Origin of the sequence: Cognatundibacterium oligocarboniphilum (assembly GCF_013377855.1) — a bacterium.
GTDB classification, from domain to species: domain Bacteria; phylum Pseudomonadota; class Gammaproteobacteria; order Burkholderiales; family Burkholderiaceae_D; genus Undibacterium; species Undibacterium oligocarboniphilum.
Window position 1 is genome coordinate 77,101 of the sequence record NZ_JABXYJ010000003.1, and the last position, 21,531, is coordinate 98,631.

The window sequence follows — 21,531 nt, forward strand, 5'->3', positions numbered from 1 at the left end:
CTTGTTATTGATGTGTCAGAACCGAGCGGCCAATACCGTGATATTCGATTCCCAGTTCATTCATCACTGTCGGATCAAACAGATTGCGGCCATCAAAAATCACAGGCTGCTTCAGGCGTGCCTTAAGCTGATCAAAATCAGGACTACGGAATGCTTTCCACTCCGTCACAATCGCGAGTGCGTCGGCCTGATCCAGCGCATCCATCGGACTGGAAGCGTAACGGATTGCGTCGAGCAATTCCGGTGCATCGTAAAAATCGAGTTCAAACACCCTTCTTGCCTCGGCCATGGATACCGGATCGTAAACAGCAACGGTTGCGCCGCTGCGCAGCAATTCACCCAGTAACACACGGGAAGAGGCGGCGCGCATATCATCTGTATTCGGCTTGAATGCGAGTCCCCAGATAGCAAAATGTTTACCGACCAGTTTGTTATCAAAACGCTTCAGAATTTTATTTCCAAGAATCTGCTTTTGCCGCGCATTCACGGCTTCAACCGCATTCAGAATCAGTAAATTCAGCCCGTAATCCTGTGCGGTGCGCTCCAGTGCCTGTACATCTTTGGGAAAACAGGAGCCACCGTAACCGCAGCCGGCATATAAAAAACTGTGTCCGATGCGTGGGTCAGAGCCAATCCCATGGCGCACAGCCTCGATATCGGCACCGACATGATCGGCCAGATTCGCCAGCTCATTCATGAAGGAAATACGGGTTGCCAGCATGGCATTGGCGGCATATTTGGTGAATTCAGCTGAACGCACATCCATCCAGAAAGTCCGTTCATGATTCCGGTTAAAAGGCGCATAGAGTTTTTTCATCATGCTGCGTGCTTTATCGCCCTGCGCAGAAGAATCGCAGCCGATTACGATACGATCCGGACGCATGAAATCTTCTACTGCGGCGCCTTCTTTCAGAAATTCCGGATTCGAAACTACCGAAAAATCCGCATGACTCTGACGTGCTGTCAGTTCCTCGCGCAATGCCGCACTGACACGGTCTGCAGTACCGACCGGAACCGTCGATTTATCGACGACGACTTTAAAACCTGTCATGTATTGGCCAATATTGCGCGCTGCTGCCAGCACATATTTGAGATCGGCAGAACCATCCTCATCCGGTGGCGTGCCGACGGCAATAAACTGAACATCGCCATGCGCCACACTGGCCTCAATATCTGTGGAAAAACGTATCCGGCCGGCGGCACGATTCCGCGCAACAATTTCTTCCAGACCAGGTTCATGAATCGGGATACCGCCATTATTCAGAATATCAATCTTGCTCTTGTCCACATCCAGGCAAAATACGTCGTTTCCCAGCTCAGCCAGACAGGCCCCCGTCACGAGTCCCACATAACCGGTACCAATAATAGTAATTTTCATTTTGCGATCACAATCTTAAAAAATCCATCATGCCGGAGCGGTAGAAAACATATCCTTACGCCATCCGGCATCATCAGTTAATTCATCACATTCAATTCTTCAGTACGGCGCGGCGGATAAGTTTCCCAGCGGCTGCAGCCGGGGCAATGCCAGTAAAACTGACGTGCCTTGAAGCCGCAATGCGAACACTGGTAGCGCGCCAGTTTCTGCGCATAGCCATGTACCAGATTTTTGACCATGCCGAGTTCTGGCCGGACTTCCGGTGGTGCCGTCATTAAGCGTGCATCCAGCAATTTATCCAGACCCAGCAATGTCGGCGTGCGGCGTAATTCGTCACTGACCAACTGATTCGCGGCATCCACCCCATCCAGTTCGACCATCGCCTTGAATACGACTTCCAGCAGATCAATCGAAGGCGCTTCTTCCAGATAAGTCTTCAGCAGATTAAGTCCTTCCTGTGGCCGTTCCAGCTTGCGGTAACCATCCATCAGGCGTTGTGCCACCAGCGCCACATGCGGCACGCTTTGCTGCTCCACGCGACGCCAGGTCGTGACCGCCTTTTCGGTATCGCCGGCAGACTGATAGACATCGCCAGTGAGAATCACAGCTCGGACACTATGCCGGTCTGTCGCCAGTGCTTTATCCAGCATCGTCAAGGCCTGTTCGGTATTGGAGCGAACCAGTTCGTCCTGCGCAATCTCGCAATAAAACTGCGCAATTTCTTTTTGACGCCCGCCGGCACCTGCTTCTTGCAGCGCGTAGGCGGCATCAATCGCACGAGCCCACTCTTTTTCTCGCTGATATATTTCTAGCAAAGCACGTCTTGCCTGCGCTTCATGCGGATCTGAAATCAATTGATGGAAAGTTTCCTCTGCCCGATCCAGTAATCCGGCTTTCAGATAGTCCTGCCCCAGTTCAAACATCGCCTGGGTTTTCTGGTCAGCAGGTAAATCAGGGCGCGACAGCAGATTCTGATGCACCCGGATCGCACGTTCGGTTTCACCTCGGCGGCGAAACAGGTTGCCCAGTGCAAAATGCAATTCAACAGCTTCCGGGTCGAGCCTGACAATATCAATGAAGGCATCAATCGCCTTGTCAGGTTGCTCATTCAGCAGAAAATTCAATCCTTTGAAGTAACCGCGCGGCAAACTTCTGGATTCCGCGAGAAGTTGCCGGATATCAATCCGCGCAGCCATCCAGCCCAGTGTAAAAAACAGGGGAATCCCCAGCAGCCACCAAATTTCAAATTCCATTTTTTCTTATATTCTTTCGCAACCCAACTCTGGGCATGGCACTGACAACAGAGTTTTATTCTTATCACCCGAACTGGTCCGGCAGATACCGGTCCGGTTCATCAACATAGCGCATTATTGCTGAATGTTATCAGGCTGTGGCGCCTGTGTCCCCGCTTGCTGCACTGCATCTCTTTCTTTCTGGATTTCTGCCAGTGTTTTCTTATGCCGGGATAAATCCCGGCGATGCCTGAAAATCATGGGCACCATCGCCAATGCGCCCAACACTGCGCCACCGACAAAAAATGCCAGCAGCATAATCACCAGCGGGGCAGATTGCTGGTAACCGAAGAAATACTGCAAAGTCACGATCTGATCATTTTTCAGGGCAAAGCCAAAAAAGATAATGAACAATATTGCGGCAATCAGTCTGGAGAGGTATTTCATGAGGCATCCTTATCGTGTAACAGCGCATACGCGGCTAACTTAGCATTAAGTCACGCTTCCGGCAAACGATACATTGTACTGAAAAAAAACGGCATACCGGGAAAACCGGTATGCCGTTTTATGGTGCGTCAACCACAAGGCGCAATGCCTCGTCTAATCATCGTGTATAGGCTGCCCTACCATCGCATCCACCCGTTCCCGCAATTCTTTGCCCGGCTTAAAATGCGGCACCCTTTTTTCAGGCACCATCACTTTATCCCCGGATTTAGGATTGCGGCCAATACGTGGCGGACGACTGTTGAGAGCAAAACTGCCAAAACCGCGAATTTCAATGCGCTGCCCTGTTGCCAGGGCATCCGACATCGCATCCAGAATGGTTTTGACAGCGATATCCACATCTTTAGCAACCAGTTGTGGATAGCGCTCCGCCAGACGAGCTATCAGCTCCGACTTCGTCATATTTTATAAAACCTGATGACTAAGATTGAGCTTAGTTTTTGTTGTCGAGCTTCGCCTTCAACAATGCGCCCAGGCTGGTTGTGCCGGATGCAGCGTTAGCGTCGGTAGACATTTTTTGCATGGCTTCCTGTGTGTCAGCAGAATCTTTTGCCTTGACAGACAACTGGATAGAACGTGCCTTGCGGTCAATATTCAATACCAGTGCTTCAACGCTATCGCCGACTTTCAGGTGAGTACCGGCATCTTCCACGCGATCGCGGGAGATTTCGGATGCGCGCAGATAGCCTTCAACGTCGTCAGCCAGCTGGATCACTGCGCCTTTTGGCTCAACAGATTTCACTGTACCTGTAACCACTGCACCTTTGTCGTTCATTGCGCAGTAGTTGTTGAATGGGTCGCCTTCCAGTTGCTTAACGCCCAGGGAAACGCGCTCACGCTCAACGTCGATTGCCAGAACAACGGCTTCCAGTTCGTCACCTTTCTTGAACTTGCGAACTGCTTCTTCGCCTGTTTCGTTCCAGGACAGGTCAGACAAATGAACCAGACCGTCGATGTTACCGGACAAGCCAATGAATACGCCGAAGTCAGTGATCGATTTGATCGCGCCACGTACTTTGTCGCCTTTCTTGTGATTGATCGCGAAATCATCCCAAGGATTAGCTTTACATTGTTTCATGCCCAGGCTGATACGACGACGTTCTTCGTCGATTTCCAGAACCATAACTTCAACTTCGTCGCCCAATTGAACAACTTTGTTTGGAGCAACGTTTTTGTTTGTCCAGTCCATTTCGGAAACGTGAACCAGACCTTCGATACCTTGTTCTACTTCAACGAACGCACCGTAGTCGGTCAGGTTAGTCACTTTACCGAACAGACGTGTGTTCGCTGGGTAACGACGGGACAAGCCTGTCCATGGATCGTCGCCCAATTGTTTTACGCCCAGGGACACGCGGTTTTTCTCTTGGTCGAACTTCAATACTTTTGCAGTGATTTCCTGACCAACTGTCAACACCTCGGAAGGGTGACGTACACGGCGCCATGCCAGGTCGGTGATGTGCAACAAGCCATCGATGCCGCCCAGATCAACGAACGCGCCGTAGTCAGTGATGTTTTTAACAACGCCAGTAACCACTGTGCCTTCTTTCAGGGTTTCCATCAGTTTTTGACGCTCTTCGCCCATAGACGCTTCAACCACAGCGCGGCGGGACAGCACAACGTTGTTACGTTTGCGATCCAGCTTGATCACTTTGAATTCCATGGTTTTGCCTTCGTAAGGAGTGGTATCCTTCACTGGGCGTGTATCAACCAAAGAACCTGGCAGGAAAGCGCGGATGCCGTTCGTCAGAACAGTCAGACCACCTTTAACTTTACCATTAACTGTACCGGTAACGATTTCGCCAGATTCCAGCGCTTTTTCCAAAGCAAGCCAGGAAGCCAGACGTTTCGCTTTGTCACGGGACAAAATTGTGTCGCCAAAGCCGTTTTCCAGCGAATCAATCGCTACGGAAACGAAATCGCCGATATTCACTTCCAGGTCGCCCTGGTCGTTTTTGAATTCTTCAACAGGGATGAAGGCTTCAGACTTCAAGCCTGCGTTCACGATCACGAAGTTGTGGTCGATACGAACGACTTCAGCAGAAATCACTTCACCGGAACGCATATCCTGACGTGACAGGGACTCTTCGAACAAAGCTGCGAAGCTGTCTGCACCGGTTGCGAAATCTTGGGACATGAATACAGTAGACATAATATTTACGAGTTAGCCGGAACGGTGCAAAGGCGCCATTTACCGGGTTAGGTTGAACAACCCCCTGAATAAACTTGCTTTACTCAAGGGACTTACCTGCACAAAAAACCACACTTTAAGATTGAAACAAGCAATCACGAAGGAATTTCAGGCTTTCTGTACATTTGCATACCATTCCAGTACTTGCTGCACCGCCTGATCTGCGGCCATGTCAGAAGTATCCAGAATCTGTGCATCTGGCGCAGGTTTGAGGGGAGCGGTTGCGCGGGCACTGTCCCTTGCATCGCGTTCCATCAAATCTTTTACCAAGTCTTTCATATTAGCAGGAATTCCCTTTTCAATCAATTGCTTATATCGACGCTGCGCCCTGGCCTCGGCGCTGGCAGTCAGAAATATTTTTAAATTGGCATCAGGAAAGATTACGGTACCCATATCGCGCCCGTCCGCCACCAGTCCGGGCGGCTGGCGGAATGAGACTTGCAGGTCCGTCAGTGCCTGGCGCACGGCGGGCAACACCGCGATGCGCGAGGCCGCCACACCGATCGCTTCCGCGCGTACGGCGTCCGTCACATCTTGCCCATCCAACAATACATGACCATGCTGAAAACGGCAGGGCAAAGTTCTTGCCAGGGCAACAATGGCAGGTTCGTCCTCCAGATCGGCTTGTCGCCAGATCGCCAACAAGGCGGTCAGTCGGTACAGCGCCCCGGAATCCAGATACTGAAAACCTAACTGTTTTGCTACACGGTGCGCCACGGTTCCCTTACCTGACGCGGTGGGTCCATCAATCGTAATTACTGCAGGATTTGAGTTCATTTCAGGGAGTATCCTTAAAATCGTGGCTCTCGCCCACATAAACAAAGGTCTTCTCAATATACTCAGAGGGAGTATTAAAACAGTTCCTGATGATTAATCTGAGCAAATACCTCAAAATAATCCGGAAAGGTTTTCGCAACACATTGCGGATCATTAATCCGCATCACCGCACCACGCCGCGCTTTACCATCCAGACTGGCGAGCGAAAAGCACATCGCCATACGGTGATCATCATACGTGGCAATGCTGGCAGGCAGCATCTGCGCCGGTGGTGTGACGACCATGTAATCCGCACCCTCCTCTACCGTTGCCCCGACTTTACGCAATTCGGTTGCCATCGCCGATAAACGATCGGTTTCCTTCACACGCCAGCTGGCAATATTGCGTAACGTAGTCGGGCCATTGGCATATAAGGCAGCAACGGCAATTGTCATGGCCGCATCCGGAATATGATTGAAATCCATATCAATGGCTTGTAACGTACCGCCGGAACGGGCTTCGATCCAGTTATCGCCACGGGTGATGATCGCACCCATTTTTTCCAACGCTTCGGCAAAACGGACGTCACCCTGAATGCTGTCACGACCGACACCTTCCACCCGCACTGGTCCGCCTGCAATCGCACCGGCCGCCAGGAAATACGACGCCGACGAAGCATCGCCTTCGACATGCATCACGCCCGGTGACACATAATGCTGACCAGCCTTGATGGTAAATGTCTGCCAGCCATCGCGCTCTACGACAACACCGAAGCGCGCCATCAGGTTCAGCGTGATTTCTATATAGGGCTTGGAAATCAGCTCACCAATCACTTGAATACGAACATCATGTACGGTCGCCATCAATGGTGCTGCCATCAGCAAGGCAGTCAGGAACTGGCTGGACACATTACCCTTGACCTGCAATTCCTGCGCATGCAAATGACCGCGATGGATATGTAAAGGCGGATATCCGGGATTGCCGGTGTAGTCGATCTGTGCACCCGCCACATTCAGCGCATCCACCAGATCGCCAATCGGACGCTCATGCATACGAGATACGCCATGCACCGTGTAATCGCCGCCGAGCACCGCCAGCGCGGCAACCAGCGGACGAATCGCCGTACCAGCATTACCCATAAACAAATCAGCATGCTGGTGCGGAAAATGACCTTTCACTCCATGCACCCGATAATTTTGCGTATCGCCCTCCTGCTCCCAGTGCACGCCGAGTTTTTGCAGGGCATTCAGCATCACCAGCGTATCGTCAGAAGCCAGCAGATCCTTGATTTCAGTCACGCCTTCCGATAAGGCAGCCAACAGCAGAGTGCGGTTTGAGATACTTTTGGAACCGGGCAACCGCACCGTTCCCTGCACCTGCATGACCGGTTGCAGATCAAGGTAATGCGGATAATGTTTGCTGTGTTTTGTCATGGTCATCTGATCTTGAATGGAACGCGGAGACTGGTGTTAAGTCTGCTGTTACGTATTAGGGCTGATGCTAAGTTTGATATTGAGTCTGATTTAAATCCGGTAGCGTGAGCGCCGCTGAATCACAAGTAAAGTCTGATACTGCATTCATCCGATCGAAAACGCCAGATGGAACGGGACGCAACGGCACGGCATAATATTCAGTCTCCTCCTTCGCGCTGTTGTTTTTCCGCGGCTTCAATCGCGCTGATCCAGTTATGACGGGCTTTTTGCGCGTTCGCATAAATTCCTTCAATGCCCGCCGCATCGGCAGTTAACAGGCATTCGCGCAGCACCTGCAATCTTGCCGTGTAAGAATCCAACTCCTGCAGCATCGCTTGCCGGTTCGCCAGCGTGATATCGCGCCACATTTCGGGCGACGATCCGGCAATCCGCGTAAAGTCTCGAAAACCACTGGCTGCATACTGAAACAACAAATCCGCATGCGGTTTACGAGCGATATCATCCACTAATGCATAGGCCAGTAAATGCGGCAAATGACTGACTGCCGCAAAGACAGCATCGTGCCGCTCAGGCTGCAGATAATGAATGATGGCGCCACATTGCTCCCACACCTGGGCAACGCGCGCGACATCTGCATCACTGTTTTCCGGCAATCGGGTAATCACTGCTTTTTTACCGACGTACAAGTCGGATAACGCCGCATCAGGACCATTCAGCTCGCGTCCGGCAATCGGGTGTGCCGGGACAAACTGCGCAAGCTTGACACCGAGTGCAGCGCGTGCCGCCAGCACTACATCCGACTTGGTACTACCCGCATCTGTCACTACGGTTCCTGGTTGCAAATGCGGCGCTATTGCACTAAGAATCGCTTGTGTTTGTGCGACCGGCGCGGCAATCAGCACCAGATCGACATCTTTGACTGCGATTTCTGCAGACGTTGCAATACTATCGATAATACCAAGCTGCAAGGCTCGCTCTAATGACGCGTAACTACGCCCCACACCGACAATATGACCGACAGCACCAGCCTTTTTCAATGCCAGTGCAAACGAACCACCGATCAGACCAACGCCAAAAATCGCAATACGCTTAACAACATTCGACACGTTCGGCATCACAGTCTCACAACGTGCAGGGATAAGAACCCAGGACTTTGAAGAAAGCCGCCTTCGCATCGAGTTCCGCCATCGCCGCCGCTACCTTGGCATCCATCACATGGCCTTCAACATCGACGTAAAAATAGTATTCCCAGTTACCTGTTCGTGCTGGGCGTGATTCAAATCGAGTCATCGAAACGCCATGTTTGGATAAGGGGGCCAGCAAATCGTACACCGCACCGGCCTTGTTCGGCGTCGCCAGCACGATCGACGTCTGGTCTTTGCCGCTCGGCGTGGTGTGCAGACGACCAATCACCGCAAAGCGTGTGCGGTTATGCGGATCATCCTGAATGTGCGCGCTGACGATGCCGAGATTGTATTGCGTACCGGCGATTTCACTGGCAATCGCAGCAACCGTGTAATCACCACTTGCCATGCGTGCAGCTTCGGCATTGGATGCCACCGCCTGACGTTCAATGTGCGGGAAATGCTGGTTCAGCCACGCCTGACATTGCGCCAGCGCCTGTGAATGGGCGCAAATACGGCTCACGCCTTCCATATTGCCGGACTTGCTCATCAGACTATGCTGCACCGGAATCGCCAGCTCGCCGCTGATCGCCAGACTGGTTTGCAGCAATAAATCGAGTGTACGATTGATCGCGCCTTCGGACGAATTTTCAATCGGCACGACGCCAAAATCTGCCGTACCCGCTTCAGTTGCACGGAAAACTTCGTCTATCGAAACGCAAGGCAAAGCCTGAATCGCATGACCGAACTGCTTGTACACCGCCTGTTCGCTGAAGGTACCGACCGGACCTAAAAATGCCACCACCACACGCCGTTCCAGTGCGCGACAGGCGGACATAATTTCGCGGAAAATCAGCTGAATATCTTCATTCAGTAAAGGGCCAGGATTGCGCTCAGCCACGCCGCGCAATACCTGCGCCTCGCGCTCAGGACGAAATACCGGCGCGTTGGTCTCTGCTTTCACATGACCGACTTCTTCGGCGACGCGAGCGCGCTGGTTCAGCAAATCGAGAATCTGGGCATCGATCGCATCAATCTTAATGCGCAGGGGGAGTAATTTATTGTCGCTCATACTTTACCTAAAAACCGTGTTTGTTTGGATAGCGCAAGGCCTTGCAAAAAGAGCGATATGCGTCGCTGTAAATTGCAATGCCTGGGCCATAGACTGCTGTATGCTTACTGCCAGGCTTGTGATCCGGCCCGTCAGCGCCACGGTTTCCAGGTGATGGTGTTGTGCCATGCTCAGAAAGGGCTGACGGAAAAGCAAGCAGAAATCAGGAATGCTGGCGGGCAAATTCCTGCATAAAACTGACCAACGCCTGTACGCCTTCCATTGGCATGGCGTTATAAATCGAAGCACGCATACCGCCAACCGATTTATGTCCTTTTAACTGCAACAGGCCGTTGGCTTTGGCTTCTGCCAGAAAAACCGTATTCAGACTTTCGTCTTTCAGGAAAAACGGCACATTCATCCGCGAACGGCTATTTTTCTCTACCCGATTTTCATAGAAATCCGTAGAGTCAAGATAATCGTAAAGCAACTTTGCCTTGGCAATGTTTTTTTGCTCCATCGCGGCGACACCGCCCTGACGCTTCAGCCATTGGAACACCAGACCGGCGATATAAATCGCATACGTCGGTGGCGTGTTGTACATAGAACCGTTATCGGCAATGATTTTCCAGTCAAAGGCGGACGGGCAGACCGGCAAACTGTGGCCTAGCAAATCCTCTCGCACAATCGCAATCGTCAGGCCGGCAGGTCCGATATTTTTCTGTGCGCCACCAAAGATGACATCGTATTTCGACACATCAATCTGACGCGACAGAATATGAGAAGACATATCCACCACCAGCGGCGCACCGTTTGTATCCGCCGCGATCTCGGGCGCAAACTGAAATTCAACGCCATCAATGGTTTCATTGGTACAGATATGCACATACGCCGCATCCGGCGTGAGATTCCACTCAGCACGCGGTGGAATCGTGGTAAATCCGCTGGCAGCAGCAGACGCAGCGACATGCACTTTGCCATATTTCTGCGCTTCCTTGATCGACTTCCCACTCCACGAGCCGGTGTGAATGAAATCAATGGTCGCTTCAGGGCGTTTGCCCATCAGATTCATCGGTACAATGGCATTTTCACCCAGACCGCCGCCTTGCAAAAACAGGATTTGATAATTAGCCGGCACTGCCAGCAAATCACGCAAATCTTTTTGCGCAGCGTCCATGATGGACATGAATTCGGCACCGCGATGGCTCATTTCCATCACGGACATGCCGCTGCCATGCCAATCCAGCATTTCAGCAGCGGCCTGTTGCAATACCTCTTTTGGCAACACCGCCGGACCTGCGGAAAAATTATAAATCGTCGTCATGACTTCACTCCGTAACACCGGCTTCCGGTGTACTGGTATCGGCATCTTCAGCAGTTTCAGTGTTATCGGGATCGGCATCGGTTTCGACAATGCGCTGCAAGCCGGACAGCTTGGTGCCATCTTCCACAGCGATCAGCGTCACGCCTTGCGTTGCGCGACCCATTTCGCGAATCTCAGAAACACGGGTGCGGATCAGTACGCCGCCGGTAGTAATCAGCATGATTTCGTCGCTGGTTTCCACCAGTGTCGCAGCGACAACCTTGCCATTGCGCTCGGAAGTCTGGATTGCAATCATGCCCTTGGTACCACGACCATGGCGGGTATATTCAGTGATCGGCGTTCGTTTGCCGAAGCCGTTTTCAGTAGCGGTCAAGACAGACTGTTGTTCATTTTCTGCCACCAGCAAGGCGATGACCTGCTGACCTTCATCCAGGTTCATGCCGCGCACACCACGGGCAGTACGCCCCATAGGACGCACATCGTTTTCGTCAAAACGCACGGCTTTACCGGCGTCAGAGAACAGCATCACGTCGTGCTGCCCATCGGTCAGCGCAGCGCCGATCAGGAAATCGCCCTCATCCAGATCGACCGCAATGATGCCGGCTTTGCGTGGATTACTGAAATCGGTCAACGGTGTTTTCTTGACGGTACCGAGGCTGGTTGCCATGAACACGTAATGGTCTTCAGGGAAGCTGCGATTGTCGCCTGATAAAGGCAGGATCACGGTGATTTTTTCGCCGTCCTGCAGCGGGAACATATTGACAATCGGTTTGCCGCGCGAGGTACGGGAACCTTGCGGTACTTCCCAGACTTTCAGCCAATACAGGCGTCCACGATTGCTGAAACAGAGGATGTAATCATGTGTATTGGCGACGAATAATTGCTCAATCCAGTCATCATCTTTGGTTGCCGTGGCCTGCTTGCCGCGACCACCGCGCTTTTGCGCCCGGTATTCGGACAAAGGCTGAGATTTCATATAGCCGGTGTGCGACAAGGTCACCACCATATCCTGCGGCGTGATCAGGTCTTCGGTTTCCAGGTCGGTCGCATTATGCGAAATCTCGGAACGACGCACGTCTTTGTTGCCTTCACCGTATTCATTACGTGCCAGCGTCAACTCATCCGTGATGATCACGGTAACACGTTCAGGTTTAGCCAGAATATCAAGCAGATCAGCGATTTCCGCCATCACGTCTTTATACTCATTGACAATCTTGTCCTGCTCCAGACCAGTCAGGCGCTGCAAACGCATTTGCAGAATTTCCTGCGCCTGATCATCGGACAATTTATACATGCCGTCGGCCTGAATGCCGTAATGCTTAGGCAGATTTTCAGGACGGAAGGCTTCGATACCGCCGGGATTATCAGCCGCAGTACGCGTCAGCATTTCACGCACCATCGAACTGTCCCACGCACGGGTCATCAACTCCTGTTTCGCAATCGGCGGTGTTGGTGCGGCCTTGATGATCGCGATGAAATCATCGATATTCGCCAGTGCAACCGCCAGACCTTCGAGCACGTGACCACGCTCACGCGCCTTGCGCAATTCGAACACGGTGCGGCGTGTGACCACTTCCCGGCGATGCGACAGGAAGCAGGACAGCATTTCCTTCAGGTTCAGCAGTTTTGGCTGACCATTGACCAATGCCACCATGTTCATACCGAAGGTATCTTGCAATTGTGTTTGCTTGTACAGATTGTTCAGCACGACATCCGGTACTTCGCCGCGCTTGAGTTCAATCACGACCCGCATGCCGGATTTGTCGGACTCATCGCGGATGTCGGAAATACCGTCAAGCTTTTTGTCCCGCACCAGCTCCGCAATCCGTTCCAGCAAGGATTTCTTATTAACCTGGTACGGCAGCTCATCAATGATCAGCGCGGTACGGTTGTCTTTACCAAATTCTTCAAAGTGCGTTTTCGCACGCATCACGACACGACCACGACCAGTGCGATAGCCGTCGCGCACGCCGGATACGCCGTAAATGATGCCGCCGGTCGGGAAATCCGGTGCGGGAATCAGTTCAATCAGCTCATCGACCGAGCAATCCTGATTGCGCAGCAAATGCAGCGCGCCGTTAATGATTTCAGTAATATTATGCGGTGGAATATTGGTCGCCATTCCCACCGCGATACCAGACGCACCGTTGATCAGCAGATTCGGAATCCGGGTGGGCAGGACGGAAGGTTCTTTTTCCTTACCATCATAGTTGGGAACAAAATCAACAGTTTCTTTTTCGATATCGGCCAGAATTTCATTTGCAATTTTGTCGAGACGGCACTCGGTGTAACGCATCGCCGCCGCGTTATCACCATCAATCGAACCAAAGTTACCCTGCCCATCGACCAGCGTATAACGCAGCGAGAAATCCTGCGCCATGCGCACCAGCGTATCGTAAATCGAGGCATCACCATGCGGGTGATATTTACCCATGACTTCACCGACCACGCGCGCGCATTTGACGAATGGCCGGTTATACACGTTGTTCATTTCGTGCATGGCAAACAAAACACGACGATGCACAGGCTTCAGTCCATCACGCACGTCCGGCAAGGCACGCCCGACGATGACGCTCATCGCGTAATCGAGGTAGCTCTTGCGCATTTCTTCTTCAAGGGAAATCGGGAGTGTTTCTTTGGCGAATTGATCCATTGGCAGGCTGGCAAATTAAAGCTTGGTTGAATGATGACGCGACCATAACCGGACTCAGGGAGAAACTCTTCCAATCCTGGATAAGCGGGCGCTACCGGAAGCGGCTGGCAGAGTCCCTCTGTTTTCATCCTGAGCCCCGGAATGTTTCGGGCGTTTAACGTTTGATTCTAACATGCCGCGATGTGCTTCAGCGCCATTCCTGGCAAAACACTGTACAGAATGCAACCTTCGGACAGCATTGCTAAATATCTGCCTGACTGTCGTCAAGATGACAACCGGCAGGCAATGCCCGTGATTTAATCAACAGACACAACAACTTCACGACAACAACAAAGGGAGATTCATCATGAAAAAACTGATCTTATCCATTTCAGCCGTCTTTCTGGCAGGCAGTGCGTGGGCACAGAGCGACATTTCCCTCAGCCGGCAAGATGGTGCCTATGCACAGGACAGCAGAACAACCGCAGTCCGGAGCAGCAGCGGTCTGTGCTGGCACACAGGCAGCTGGACAACACAGGCTGCCGTGGCCGGCTGCGACGGCCCGCTGACGCCACCTGTCAATTCCCCCGAAAAACCTGCGGTTGTCATACCAGCCCCAGTCACTGCACCGGTGGTCGCGGCCAGCGCATCAGCCCCAAAGCGTTGCGATTTCAGTATTACCCTGCAAAATGACGAGAGCTTTGATTTCAACCAGTACGCACTGAAAACAGCCGCAAAACAGCGCATTGACAAAGATCTCATCGGCAAGATCGCTCAGTGCGCAAAGCTCGATATCATCATCGTGACCGGCCATACGGATCTGATCGGAAATCAGCAATACAACCAGAAACTATCTGAAAAAAGAGCTGATGCTGTTGCCAGCTATCTCACCAGCCGGGGAGTCAAGGCCATGATCGACACCATGGGCATGGGAAAAACACAACAGATTAAAGCGTGTGACGAACATCTTCCGACAAAACAATTACAAGCATGCCTGGCACCGAACCGGCGCGTTGTCATTGAAGTTAAAGGGCTGCAAAAATAACAGCTACACAAAAGACTCAAACTGGTATGAGATATGATTAAGCTGCTTTAAATGCTTTTCTTTTAAGAAAAATCTACAATTCCGTTGCCGCCACACGACATTATTGGAGAACAGAGTATTGAGTAAATTGGCAATGCATCTGGCACAATTGTGATTTATGGCACAATGTTGATTTATAGCAGTTCACTGTTTGACGAAATAGTAATGTCATCAACCACGTGGTATCATCTGGTTTTATGCAGTCATTTGCGCAGTTTATCTGCGGTAATTCAATCTCAGTCGAGAGGATAATATGAAAAATTTAGTTAAACTCGTTATCGCAGCGTCCGCAGTGGCATCCTTTTCCGCTTCTGCACAACAAGACATCAAGGCAAGCACACCTACCAGCGGTTACGTACAAGACGGCCGTGGCGTGATTGCACGTGATCCATTCGGTCTGTGCTGGCGTACAGGTTACTGGACACCTGCTGACGCAGTGGCCGGTTGCGATGCTCCCCTGGTCAAAGAAGCTGCACCAGCTCCTGCGCCAGCTCCTGCACCAGTTGCAGCTCCGGCCCCAGTTAAGCCAGCAGCTCCTGTAGCACCGACTTCCGAAAAAGTGACTTTCGCTGCCAGCGCACTGTTCGACTTCGACAAGTCTGTTCTGAAGCCAGAAGGCAAAGCACAACTGGATGACATGGCATCCAAGCTCAAAGCAATCAATCTGGAAGTTGTTATTGCTGTTGGTCATACTGACTCTGTCGGTACAGATACTTACAACCAAAAACTGTCTGTACGCCGTGCAGAAGCAGTTAAAGCATATCTGGTCAGCAAAGGCATCGATGCTAACCGTGTTTACACTGAAGGCAAGGGCAAAAAACAACCAGTTGCTGATAACAAAACTTCCGAAGGCCGTGCTAAAAACCGCCGCGTTGAAATCGAAGTGGTTGGTACACGCAACGTTGCTAAGTAATCAGATCTGATTGCTTACACAAACCCCGCTGCGGCGGGGTTTCTTGTTTTTAGGTCATGCTTTGACACCGGCTAATGCCTCCGGCCAGTCCTTCGCCTACAATACGGTTTTACTCTTTTGCGTTCTACGCACTCTCCGATTAAATACATCATGTCCACATTGAATGCAGATCCGGCAGAAATCCAGAAATTCAGCGAACTGGCTCACCGCTGGTGGGATCCCAGCTCAGAATTCCGTCCCTTGCACGAAATTAATCCCCTACGACTTGAGTGGATCAATCAGCGCATCCCGTTGCATGGCAAAAGGGTGATCGATGTCGGCTGTGGCGGTGGTATTCTGGCTGAGTCTATGGCAAAAAAAGGCGCTACGGTAACCGGTATTGATTTATCGGAGAAAGCATTAAAAGTCGCTGATCTGCACAGCCTCGAATCAGGCGTGAATATCCGCTATCAAAAAATTTCCGCGGAAGAAATGGCGCAAGCGGAACCTGCCCAGTTTGATGTCGTCACTTGCATGGAAATGCTGGAGCACGTTCCCGATCCGGCCTCCGTGATCCGTGCCTGCGCGCAGATGGTCAAACCTGGCGGAAGCGTCTTTTTCTCAACACTCAACAGAAATCTGAAGTCTTACCTGTTCGCGGTTATCGGAGCAGAATACTTGCTGCAGTTATTACCAAAAGGAACACATGACTACGCCAAATTCATCACTCCGGCCGAACTATCTCAGGACGTGCGTAATGCCGGCCTGGAATTGCAGACGATGAAAGGATTGAGCTATAACCCGCTCACCAAAATTTACTCACTGAACAACGACACCAGTGTGAACTATATGATTGCCTGCCAGCGCCCCGGCTGATTATTGTCCACATTACTTTCTGTTTTTATGTATATCCCACAAGCAATCTTATTCGATCTGGACGGCACACTGGCAGATACCGCACCAGATCTGGCTGCAGCAATCAATGCTATGCGCAGCAAAAGAAATCTTCCTGCGGTCAACTATCACAGCCTGCGGCCATTTGCCTCTGCCGGAGCAAGAGGATTGCTCGGCGCCGGTTTTAATATCAGCCAGGAAGATGAAACTTACGAGCCAATGCGGATTGAATTTTTAAATCAGTACGAATCTGCGCTCGCAATCCATAGTCGTCTGTTCGATCATGTCCGGACGCTGCTCAGAGGGCTGGACGATCTGGGCATCAGCTGGGGCATTGTGACCAACAAAGCCATGCGCTTCACCAATCCGCTGATCCCATTGCTCGATTTACAAGAAGCGCGCTGCGTCGTATCCGGCGACACCACGCCGCATGCGAAACCACATCCGGCACCGCTGCTGGAAGCAGCAAGAAGATTAGGGGTACGGTCAGAATACTGCTGGTACATCGGCGATGACTTGCGCGACATACAGGCAGCAGAAGCGGCCGGTATGACCAGCGTTGCGGCGGCCTGGGGCTATTGTGGAGCAACCGAACCCAAACACTGGAAAGCCGATGCCATCATCGACAGCCCACTGGAATTGCTGGAACTGGTCCGAGCCAAACATTTACAGGCAGTAGGCTCTTGAAACTTTCGCTCCGATCCACACATAGGATATACTAACGAAACCTTGGGGTCGACCTGGTTTCGACAGGGGTTGCAAAGCAGCGCAGGGCATACCGAGGCCAGACTACCTCGTAAATACAATCTGAACTATATAACTGCAAACGATAACTCGTACGCATTAGCCGCTTAATACCGGTTAACCTTACACCACCTCTTCCCTAGGGTGGGCTGGCAACAGCAGTAAGGACATTCATAGGGAATCGTCCTGAACCGGGTTACTTGGCGCAGGATTAAACTTAAGGTAACTCGTCCTGCCGCAGCGTGTGCGTCCGCGTCGTCAGGATTAAATCAAATGGCAGCACTAAGTATGTAGAACTGTCTGTAGAGTGCTTCTGGACGCGGGTTCGATTCCCGCCGACTCCACCAATATTTGAAGGCCAACCACTCTCGGTTGGCCTTTTTTCTTGCGGGTTCCCGCGTGGTCGCGGGGGTTCGTGCGGATTCCTGCGGACTGCACCAACTGGCCATCCGGCCCATTCAGGGCCACATTCGGCTCTCTCCTGGCCATTCTTCTCTCCGCCCCCACATCCCGCCAAAGGGCCGAAGTCCGCAAAGACCGGCGCATACGCCGTTATGAATCAATGGGTTACGCGCGGACGATTCAAGCGGTTTGATTGCGTCATTGGTCGGGCCAAAGGGAATGGCTAGGCATTGTTATCGTTCTTCGATATCGAAATGCGATAATATGACAATCCACACCCAACGGAGCCGTCATGAAACCGCTCATTCACGCACCGATCCCTCCACTGACCAATCAGCGATACAACCTTGGTCGCAAGCCATGACGACGATACGCCAAGCAACTCCGCTAGCCGCCGAGAGCCGCGATCAGAAGGAAAGCGTATGGGGCGTGTTTCTGGTGTTCCTGCGACTGGGCCTGACCTCCTTTGGCGGACCGATTGCACACCTCAGCTACTTCCGCGATGAGTTCGTCAATCGGCGCCGCTGGCTGAGCGAACGTAGCTATGCCGACCTGGTCGCCCTTTGCCAATTTCTGCCGGGGCCAGCCAGCAGCCAGGTCGGCATGGCCTTGGGCCTCTCGCGTCACGGTTACAGCGGAGCTTTCGCCGCATGGGCCGGGTTCACCCTGCCTTCGGCGATTGCCCTGATCCTCTTCGCTCTCGGTCTTTCAAGCCATGCCACCACGATCCCTGTGGGCGCGTTGCATGGCCTCAAGGTGGTGGCGGTCGCCGTGGTTGCGCAGGCGGTGTGGGGGATGGCAAAAAACCTATGCACGGACACAGCTCGGGTCACGATCATGGCGGTTGCAGCCTGCATCGCCCTGCTTGTGCCGTCTGCTTTTGGGCAGGTCGGCGTCATCGCTGCTGCTGGCGTCGCGGGACTTCTCCTGTTCAAGCCGGAACCGGCCAAAGACCATGAGCCGCTGCCCGTCACCGTCAGGCACCGTGCCGGTGTGCTATGGCTGACGTTGTTCTTCGGCCTGCTAGTCGGCCTGCCCATGCTGACCGCGCTGCTGCCTTACCAAGTCATCGCAGACGTAAGCGCGTTCTTCCGTTCGGGGGCGCTGGTCTTTGGTGGCGGCCACGTCGTGCTGCCCCTGCTGCAAGCTGCTGTCGTGCCTCCGGGCTGGGTCAGCAATGACGCCTTCCTCGCGGGCTACGGCGTAGCGCAGGCCGTGCCCGGTCCGCTGTTCACCTTCGCGGCCTTCTTGGGAGCTTCGATGAACGTCGCCCCTTCGGGGTGGATCGGCGGCATGGTTTGCCTGTTGGCGATCTTCGCGCCGTCCTTCCTGTTGGTAACGGGGGCCTTGCCATTCTGGGAGCGGCTGCGCCGCAACGTGCGCACGCAAGCAGCACTGATGGGCGTCAACGCAGCAGTGGTCGGTCTGTTGTTGGCCGCGCTCTATCACCCGGTATGGACAAGCGCCATCCATGCGCCGCGAGACTTCTGCATCGCGGTCATCGCTTTCGTCGCCCTGATGTTCTGGAAGCTGCCGCCTTGGCTCGTCGTGGTTGGCTGCGGTGTGGCAGGTTGGCTGGTAAGCCTCGTTTGATCGTCGAGCGATGACCGACAAAGATCTCTATGGTGGGCTGATCCGCCTACACATCCTGCATCACGCAGGCGAAGGCCCAGTGTTCGGACTGGGCATCATCGAAGAACTGCGCCACCACGGCTATGAATTGAGCGCCGGAACGCTATACCCCATGTTGCACGGCATGGAAAAGAAGGGCTATCTCACCTCTCGTCATGAGCGCACAGGTCGGCGAGACCGACGGATATATGAAATCACTGTCCAAGGGCGGGTCGCCTTGGCCGCCGCAAAGACTAAGGTGCGTGAGCTTTTTGGGGAACTGATCGAGGGCAAATGACGGCCTCACGTGTAGTGCAGACGAGTCCTGACATTTCATGCATTCGCCCTCTGAAAACGACAGGAGACCGCCAGTAACTACTTGAGTCTGGCGTGCTGCTCATCCCAAAGTGCGGGCGGATCGACCACCAAATCGAACAGCGTGACGTGGTTCGGCATCGCGTCGTCGAGGATGGCGCCAGCGTGGTCAGGTTGACCATTCGGCTGATGTAGCTGTTGTCGACTCCTTCGGCGGCGATCTCCTTGAGGGACACCACCCATCCACATACCCTTACGCTTGCTGGCGGCGATCTTGTCGCGAATGCGTTCGCCGGTGTGGGCTCACCGCTTTTCCGTCATTACGCCTTTGCTATATATCTACTTGGCGCACAACTTATCGCCCAGCTTTGTTTCAACTTTGAAGCTACCCGTTTTGTGGTGAAATGGGCGAAACTTGCGAACGCCGTGATTCTGCTGCCAGGTATATGCGTTATCAACGGATAACATCTATCAGCAAAACCATTTTTTTGTGAAACTGGAAGAAACCGGTGGAACCGGAAAAATGCCTGTTGCGATGAATGAGATGGCAAGCGAAGCGCTGACGCAGCATATAAATGAATTTTATATTTTCCCTGAATGGGGATTTATGATGCCTTTTTGCATTCCTCACCGGAAATCAGTTTGCATATGCAGTTGATTTTAATGCGTTCACAAAAAATCCTGACAGGACAAACTTTAAACGCGTTAACGTCCTCTATTGGAATCAGAAAGATACTGAAAAATACCGGGTGCAATTGACTACACTAGGCGCATTGAATACGGAAATCAAAACTTATCTGAGAAAAGACGGACAACCCGCATTCTATTTGCTCTCAGCCACCTTGCCTTGAAGTTGATACGGTGCCGGCTCGCTATAAACGAACAGCTACAAGAAGGAGAGGTGGTGCGCGAATAAACTGTCCGGAAAAATCCCGGAACAGTTCATCAATATCGGAGGCGTTATTCAGTATCAGTAAGGTGATGTGCCAGTCTCACTGATCGAAAAGGCTTTATGCTGCAGCCAAAGGTTGACCGGCATTTGCCTGCAGATAATCCAGAAATCCTTTGGCAACCGGCGACAGCCGTTTTCCCTGCAAATGCACCGCAAACCAGTTTTCCTGCAATGGAAAATCCAGTACATCCAGTATCGCCAGTGCATGATTTTTCAGGTTTGTATTGAGCGCATGACGGGATAACACGCTCAATCCCATATCACCGGCCACTGCTTGTTTGATAGCTTCGTTACTACCCAGCTCCATCCGGACCTGAGGTAAAAAATCACGGCTGGCAAAATACCAGTCACAGGCAAGCCGGGTGCCGGAGCCTGTTTCGCGCAGGATAAATCGCTCCCCGCAGAGTTTTTCCAGTCGCAATCCCTGTTGCCCGGCAAAGGGATGTGTCTGCGATGCGATCATGACCAGCGGATTGGGCATCAAAGTGTGCCTCACGATATCCATGTCGTCCGGCGGTATCGACATAATGCAGAAATCATCACGATTTTCTCTCAGGCGTTGCAAAATTACTTCACGATTCTGTACCTCCAGTGCGATATCCACTTCAGGATACGTCTTACTGAAAGCAGCCAGCAGACAAGGCATGAAATATTTGGCGGTACCGACAACGGCGATGCTCAGATGCCCGCAGGTCAGTCCCTTCATTCCGGCAATACACTGCTCATAGGCACGCCATTCATCTTCCATCACCTTTGCTGTTCTGGCCAACTCATCCCCGGCAGAAGTCAGGTACAAACGCTTTCCGATCACTTCATACAACGGCAAACCCACTTCGTCGCTGAGTTCGCGCATTTGCATGGATACCGTTGGCTGTGTCACCTGAAAATGACGCGCAACACCGCTGATACTGCGCTGATTTGCCAGTTCAAGGAATAAGCGTAATTGTCGGAAGGTTACATTCATAAATCGGCCTGAGATGGCATGGGTGGCATGATGCCAATGAGACTGCTGACG

20 protein-coding genes and 1 other RNA gene are annotated in these 21,531 nt (G+C 52.4%); 9 read left to right on the top strand and 12 right to left on the bottom strand.

Annotated elements, in window-relative coordinates:
- Positions 1-4: 4 nt before the first annotated feature.
- The 11 genes from HV832_RS05680 to gyrA form a co-directional block, all read right to left on the bottom strand.
- On the bottom strand, positions 5-1,378 hold the full coding sequence (locus tag HV832_RS05680) for a UDP-glucose dehydrogenase family protein (RefSeq protein WP_176802600.1): 1,374 nt from the start codon (positions 1,376-1,378) through the stop codon (positions 5-7).
- A 77-nt stretch (positions 1,379-1,455) separates the two neighbouring features.
- A complete protein-coding gene (gene lapB, locus HV832_RS05685; RefSeq protein ID WP_176802601.1) occupies positions 1,456-2,631 on the bottom strand; it encodes a lipopolysaccharide assembly protein LapB in 1,176 nt (391 codons plus the stop codon).
- Positions 2,632-2,745: 114 nt separating this feature from the next.
- Entirely contained in the window at positions 2,746-3,057 is a 312-nt protein-coding gene (locus HV832_RS05690; protein WP_176802602.1) for a LapA family protein, read from the bottom strand.
- A 153-nt stretch (positions 3,058-3,210) separates the two neighbouring features.
- Positions 3,211-3,516: an integration host factor subunit beta gene (locus tag HV832_RS05695; protein WP_110256992.1), complete on the bottom strand. Its 306-nt coding sequence runs from the start codon at positions 3,514-3,516 to the stop codon at positions 3,211-3,213.
- A 31-nt stretch (positions 3,517-3,547) separates the two neighbouring features.
- Entirely contained in the window at positions 3,548-5,248 is a 1,701-nt protein-coding gene (rpsA, locus tag HV832_RS05700; RefSeq protein ID WP_176802603.1) for a 30S ribosomal protein S1, read from the bottom strand.
- 162 nt (positions 5,249-5,410) lie between these two features.
- Positions 5,411-6,079: a (d)CMP kinase gene (cmk, locus tag HV832_RS05705; protein ID WP_176802604.1), complete on the bottom strand. Its 669-nt coding sequence runs from the start codon at positions 6,077-6,079 to the stop codon at positions 5,411-5,413.
- Between the two features lie 74 nt (positions 6,080-6,153).
- A complete protein-coding gene (gene aroA, locus HV832_RS05710; RefSeq protein WP_176802605.1) occupies positions 6,154-7,491 on the bottom strand; it encodes a 3-phosphoshikimate 1-carboxyvinyltransferase in 1,338 nt (445 codons plus the stop codon).
- Positions 7,492-7,688: 197 nt separating this feature from the next.
- On the bottom strand, positions 7,689-8,606 hold the full coding sequence (locus HV832_RS05715; protein ID WP_176802606.1) for a prephenate dehydrogenase: 918 nt from the start codon (positions 8,604-8,606) through the stop codon (positions 7,689-7,691).
- Positions 8,607-8,613: 7 nt separating this feature from the next.
- On the bottom strand, positions 8,614-9,687 hold the full coding sequence (gene pheA, locus HV832_RS05720) for a prephenate dehydratase (RefSeq protein ID WP_176802607.1): 1,074 nt from the start codon (positions 9,685-9,687) through the stop codon (positions 8,614-8,616).
- A gap of 202 nt (positions 9,688-9,889) precedes the next feature.
- A complete protein-coding gene (gene serC / locus HV832_RS05725; RefSeq protein ID WP_176802608.1) occupies positions 9,890-10,990 on the bottom strand; it encodes a 3-phosphoserine/phosphohydroxythreonine transaminase in 1,101 nt (366 codons plus the stop codon).
- Between the two features lie 4 nt (positions 10,991-10,994).
- A complete protein-coding gene (gyrA, locus tag HV832_RS05730; RefSeq protein WP_176802609.1) occupies positions 10,995-13,643 on the bottom strand; it encodes a DNA gyrase subunit A in 2,649 nt (882 codons plus the stop codon).
- A gap of 346 nt (positions 13,644-13,989) precedes the next feature.
- Here gyrA and HV832_RS05735 point away from each other — a divergent pair, with 346 nt between their 5' ends.
- From HV832_RS05735 to HV832_RS05775, 9 genes are all read left to right on the top strand, one after another.
- Positions 13,990-14,667 (top strand): OmpA family protein, encoded by a 678-nt coding sequence (locus tag HV832_RS05735; RefSeq protein ID WP_176802610.1) that lies wholly within the window; start codon positions 13,990-13,992, stop codon positions 14,665-14,667.
- A 292-nt stretch (positions 14,668-14,959) separates the two neighbouring features.
- On the top strand, positions 14,960-15,619 hold the full coding sequence (gene ompA / locus HV832_RS05740; RefSeq protein ID WP_176802611.1) for an outer membrane protein OmpA: 660 nt from the start codon (positions 14,960-14,962) through the stop codon (positions 15,617-15,619).
- A 150-nt stretch (positions 15,620-15,769) separates the two neighbouring features.
- Complete coding sequence (ubiG, locus tag HV832_RS05745) at positions 15,770-16,474, top strand: bifunctional 2-polyprenyl-6-hydroxyphenol methylase/3-demethylubiquinol 3-O-methyltransferase UbiG (RefSeq protein WP_176802612.1); 705 nt, start codon at positions 15,770-15,772, stop codon at positions 16,472-16,474.
- A gap of 27 nt (positions 16,475-16,501) precedes the next feature.
- Positions 16,502-17,179 (top strand): HAD family hydrolase, encoded by a 678-nt coding sequence (locus HV832_RS05750; RefSeq protein ID WP_176802613.1) that lies wholly within the window; start codon positions 16,502-16,504, stop codon positions 17,177-17,179.
- A 44-nt stretch (positions 17,180-17,223) separates the two neighbouring features.
- Positions 17,224-17,583, top strand: a transfer-messenger RNA (tmRNA) gene (ssrA, locus tag HV832_RS05755).
- Positions 17,584-17,998: 415 nt separating this feature from the next.
- Positions 17,999-19,231, top strand: coding sequence for a chromate efflux transporter (gene chrA, locus HV832_RS05760; RefSeq protein ID WP_176802904.1), 1,233 nt, complete (start codon positions 17,999-18,001; stop codon positions 19,229-19,231).
- A gap of 10 nt (positions 19,232-19,241) precedes the next feature.
- The gene (locus HV832_RS05765; protein ID WP_176802614.1) at positions 19,242-19,547 is read left to right on the top strand and encodes a PadR family transcriptional regulator; all 306 of its coding nucleotides are present in this window, start codon (positions 19,242-19,244) and stop codon (positions 19,545-19,547) included.
- 215 nt (positions 19,548-19,762) lie between these two features.
- Positions 19,763-20,029 (top strand): hypothetical protein, encoded by a 267-nt coding sequence (locus HV832_RS05770; protein ID WP_176802615.1) that lies wholly within the window; start codon positions 19,763-19,765, stop codon positions 20,027-20,029.
- A gap of 25 nt (positions 20,030-20,054) precedes the next feature.
- A complete protein-coding gene (locus HV832_RS05775; RefSeq protein ID WP_176802616.1) occupies positions 20,055-20,222 on the top strand; it encodes a hypothetical protein in 168 nt (55 codons plus the stop codon).
- A 352-nt stretch (positions 20,223-20,574) separates the two neighbouring features.
- On the opposite strand, the gene HV832_RS05780 is transcribed toward HV832_RS05775, so the two are convergent.
- On the bottom strand, positions 20,575-21,480 hold the full coding sequence (locus HV832_RS05780; protein WP_176802617.1) for a LysR family transcriptional regulator: 906 nt from the start codon (positions 21,478-21,480) through the stop codon (positions 20,575-20,577).
- Positions 21,481-21,531 lie beyond the last annotated feature (51 nt).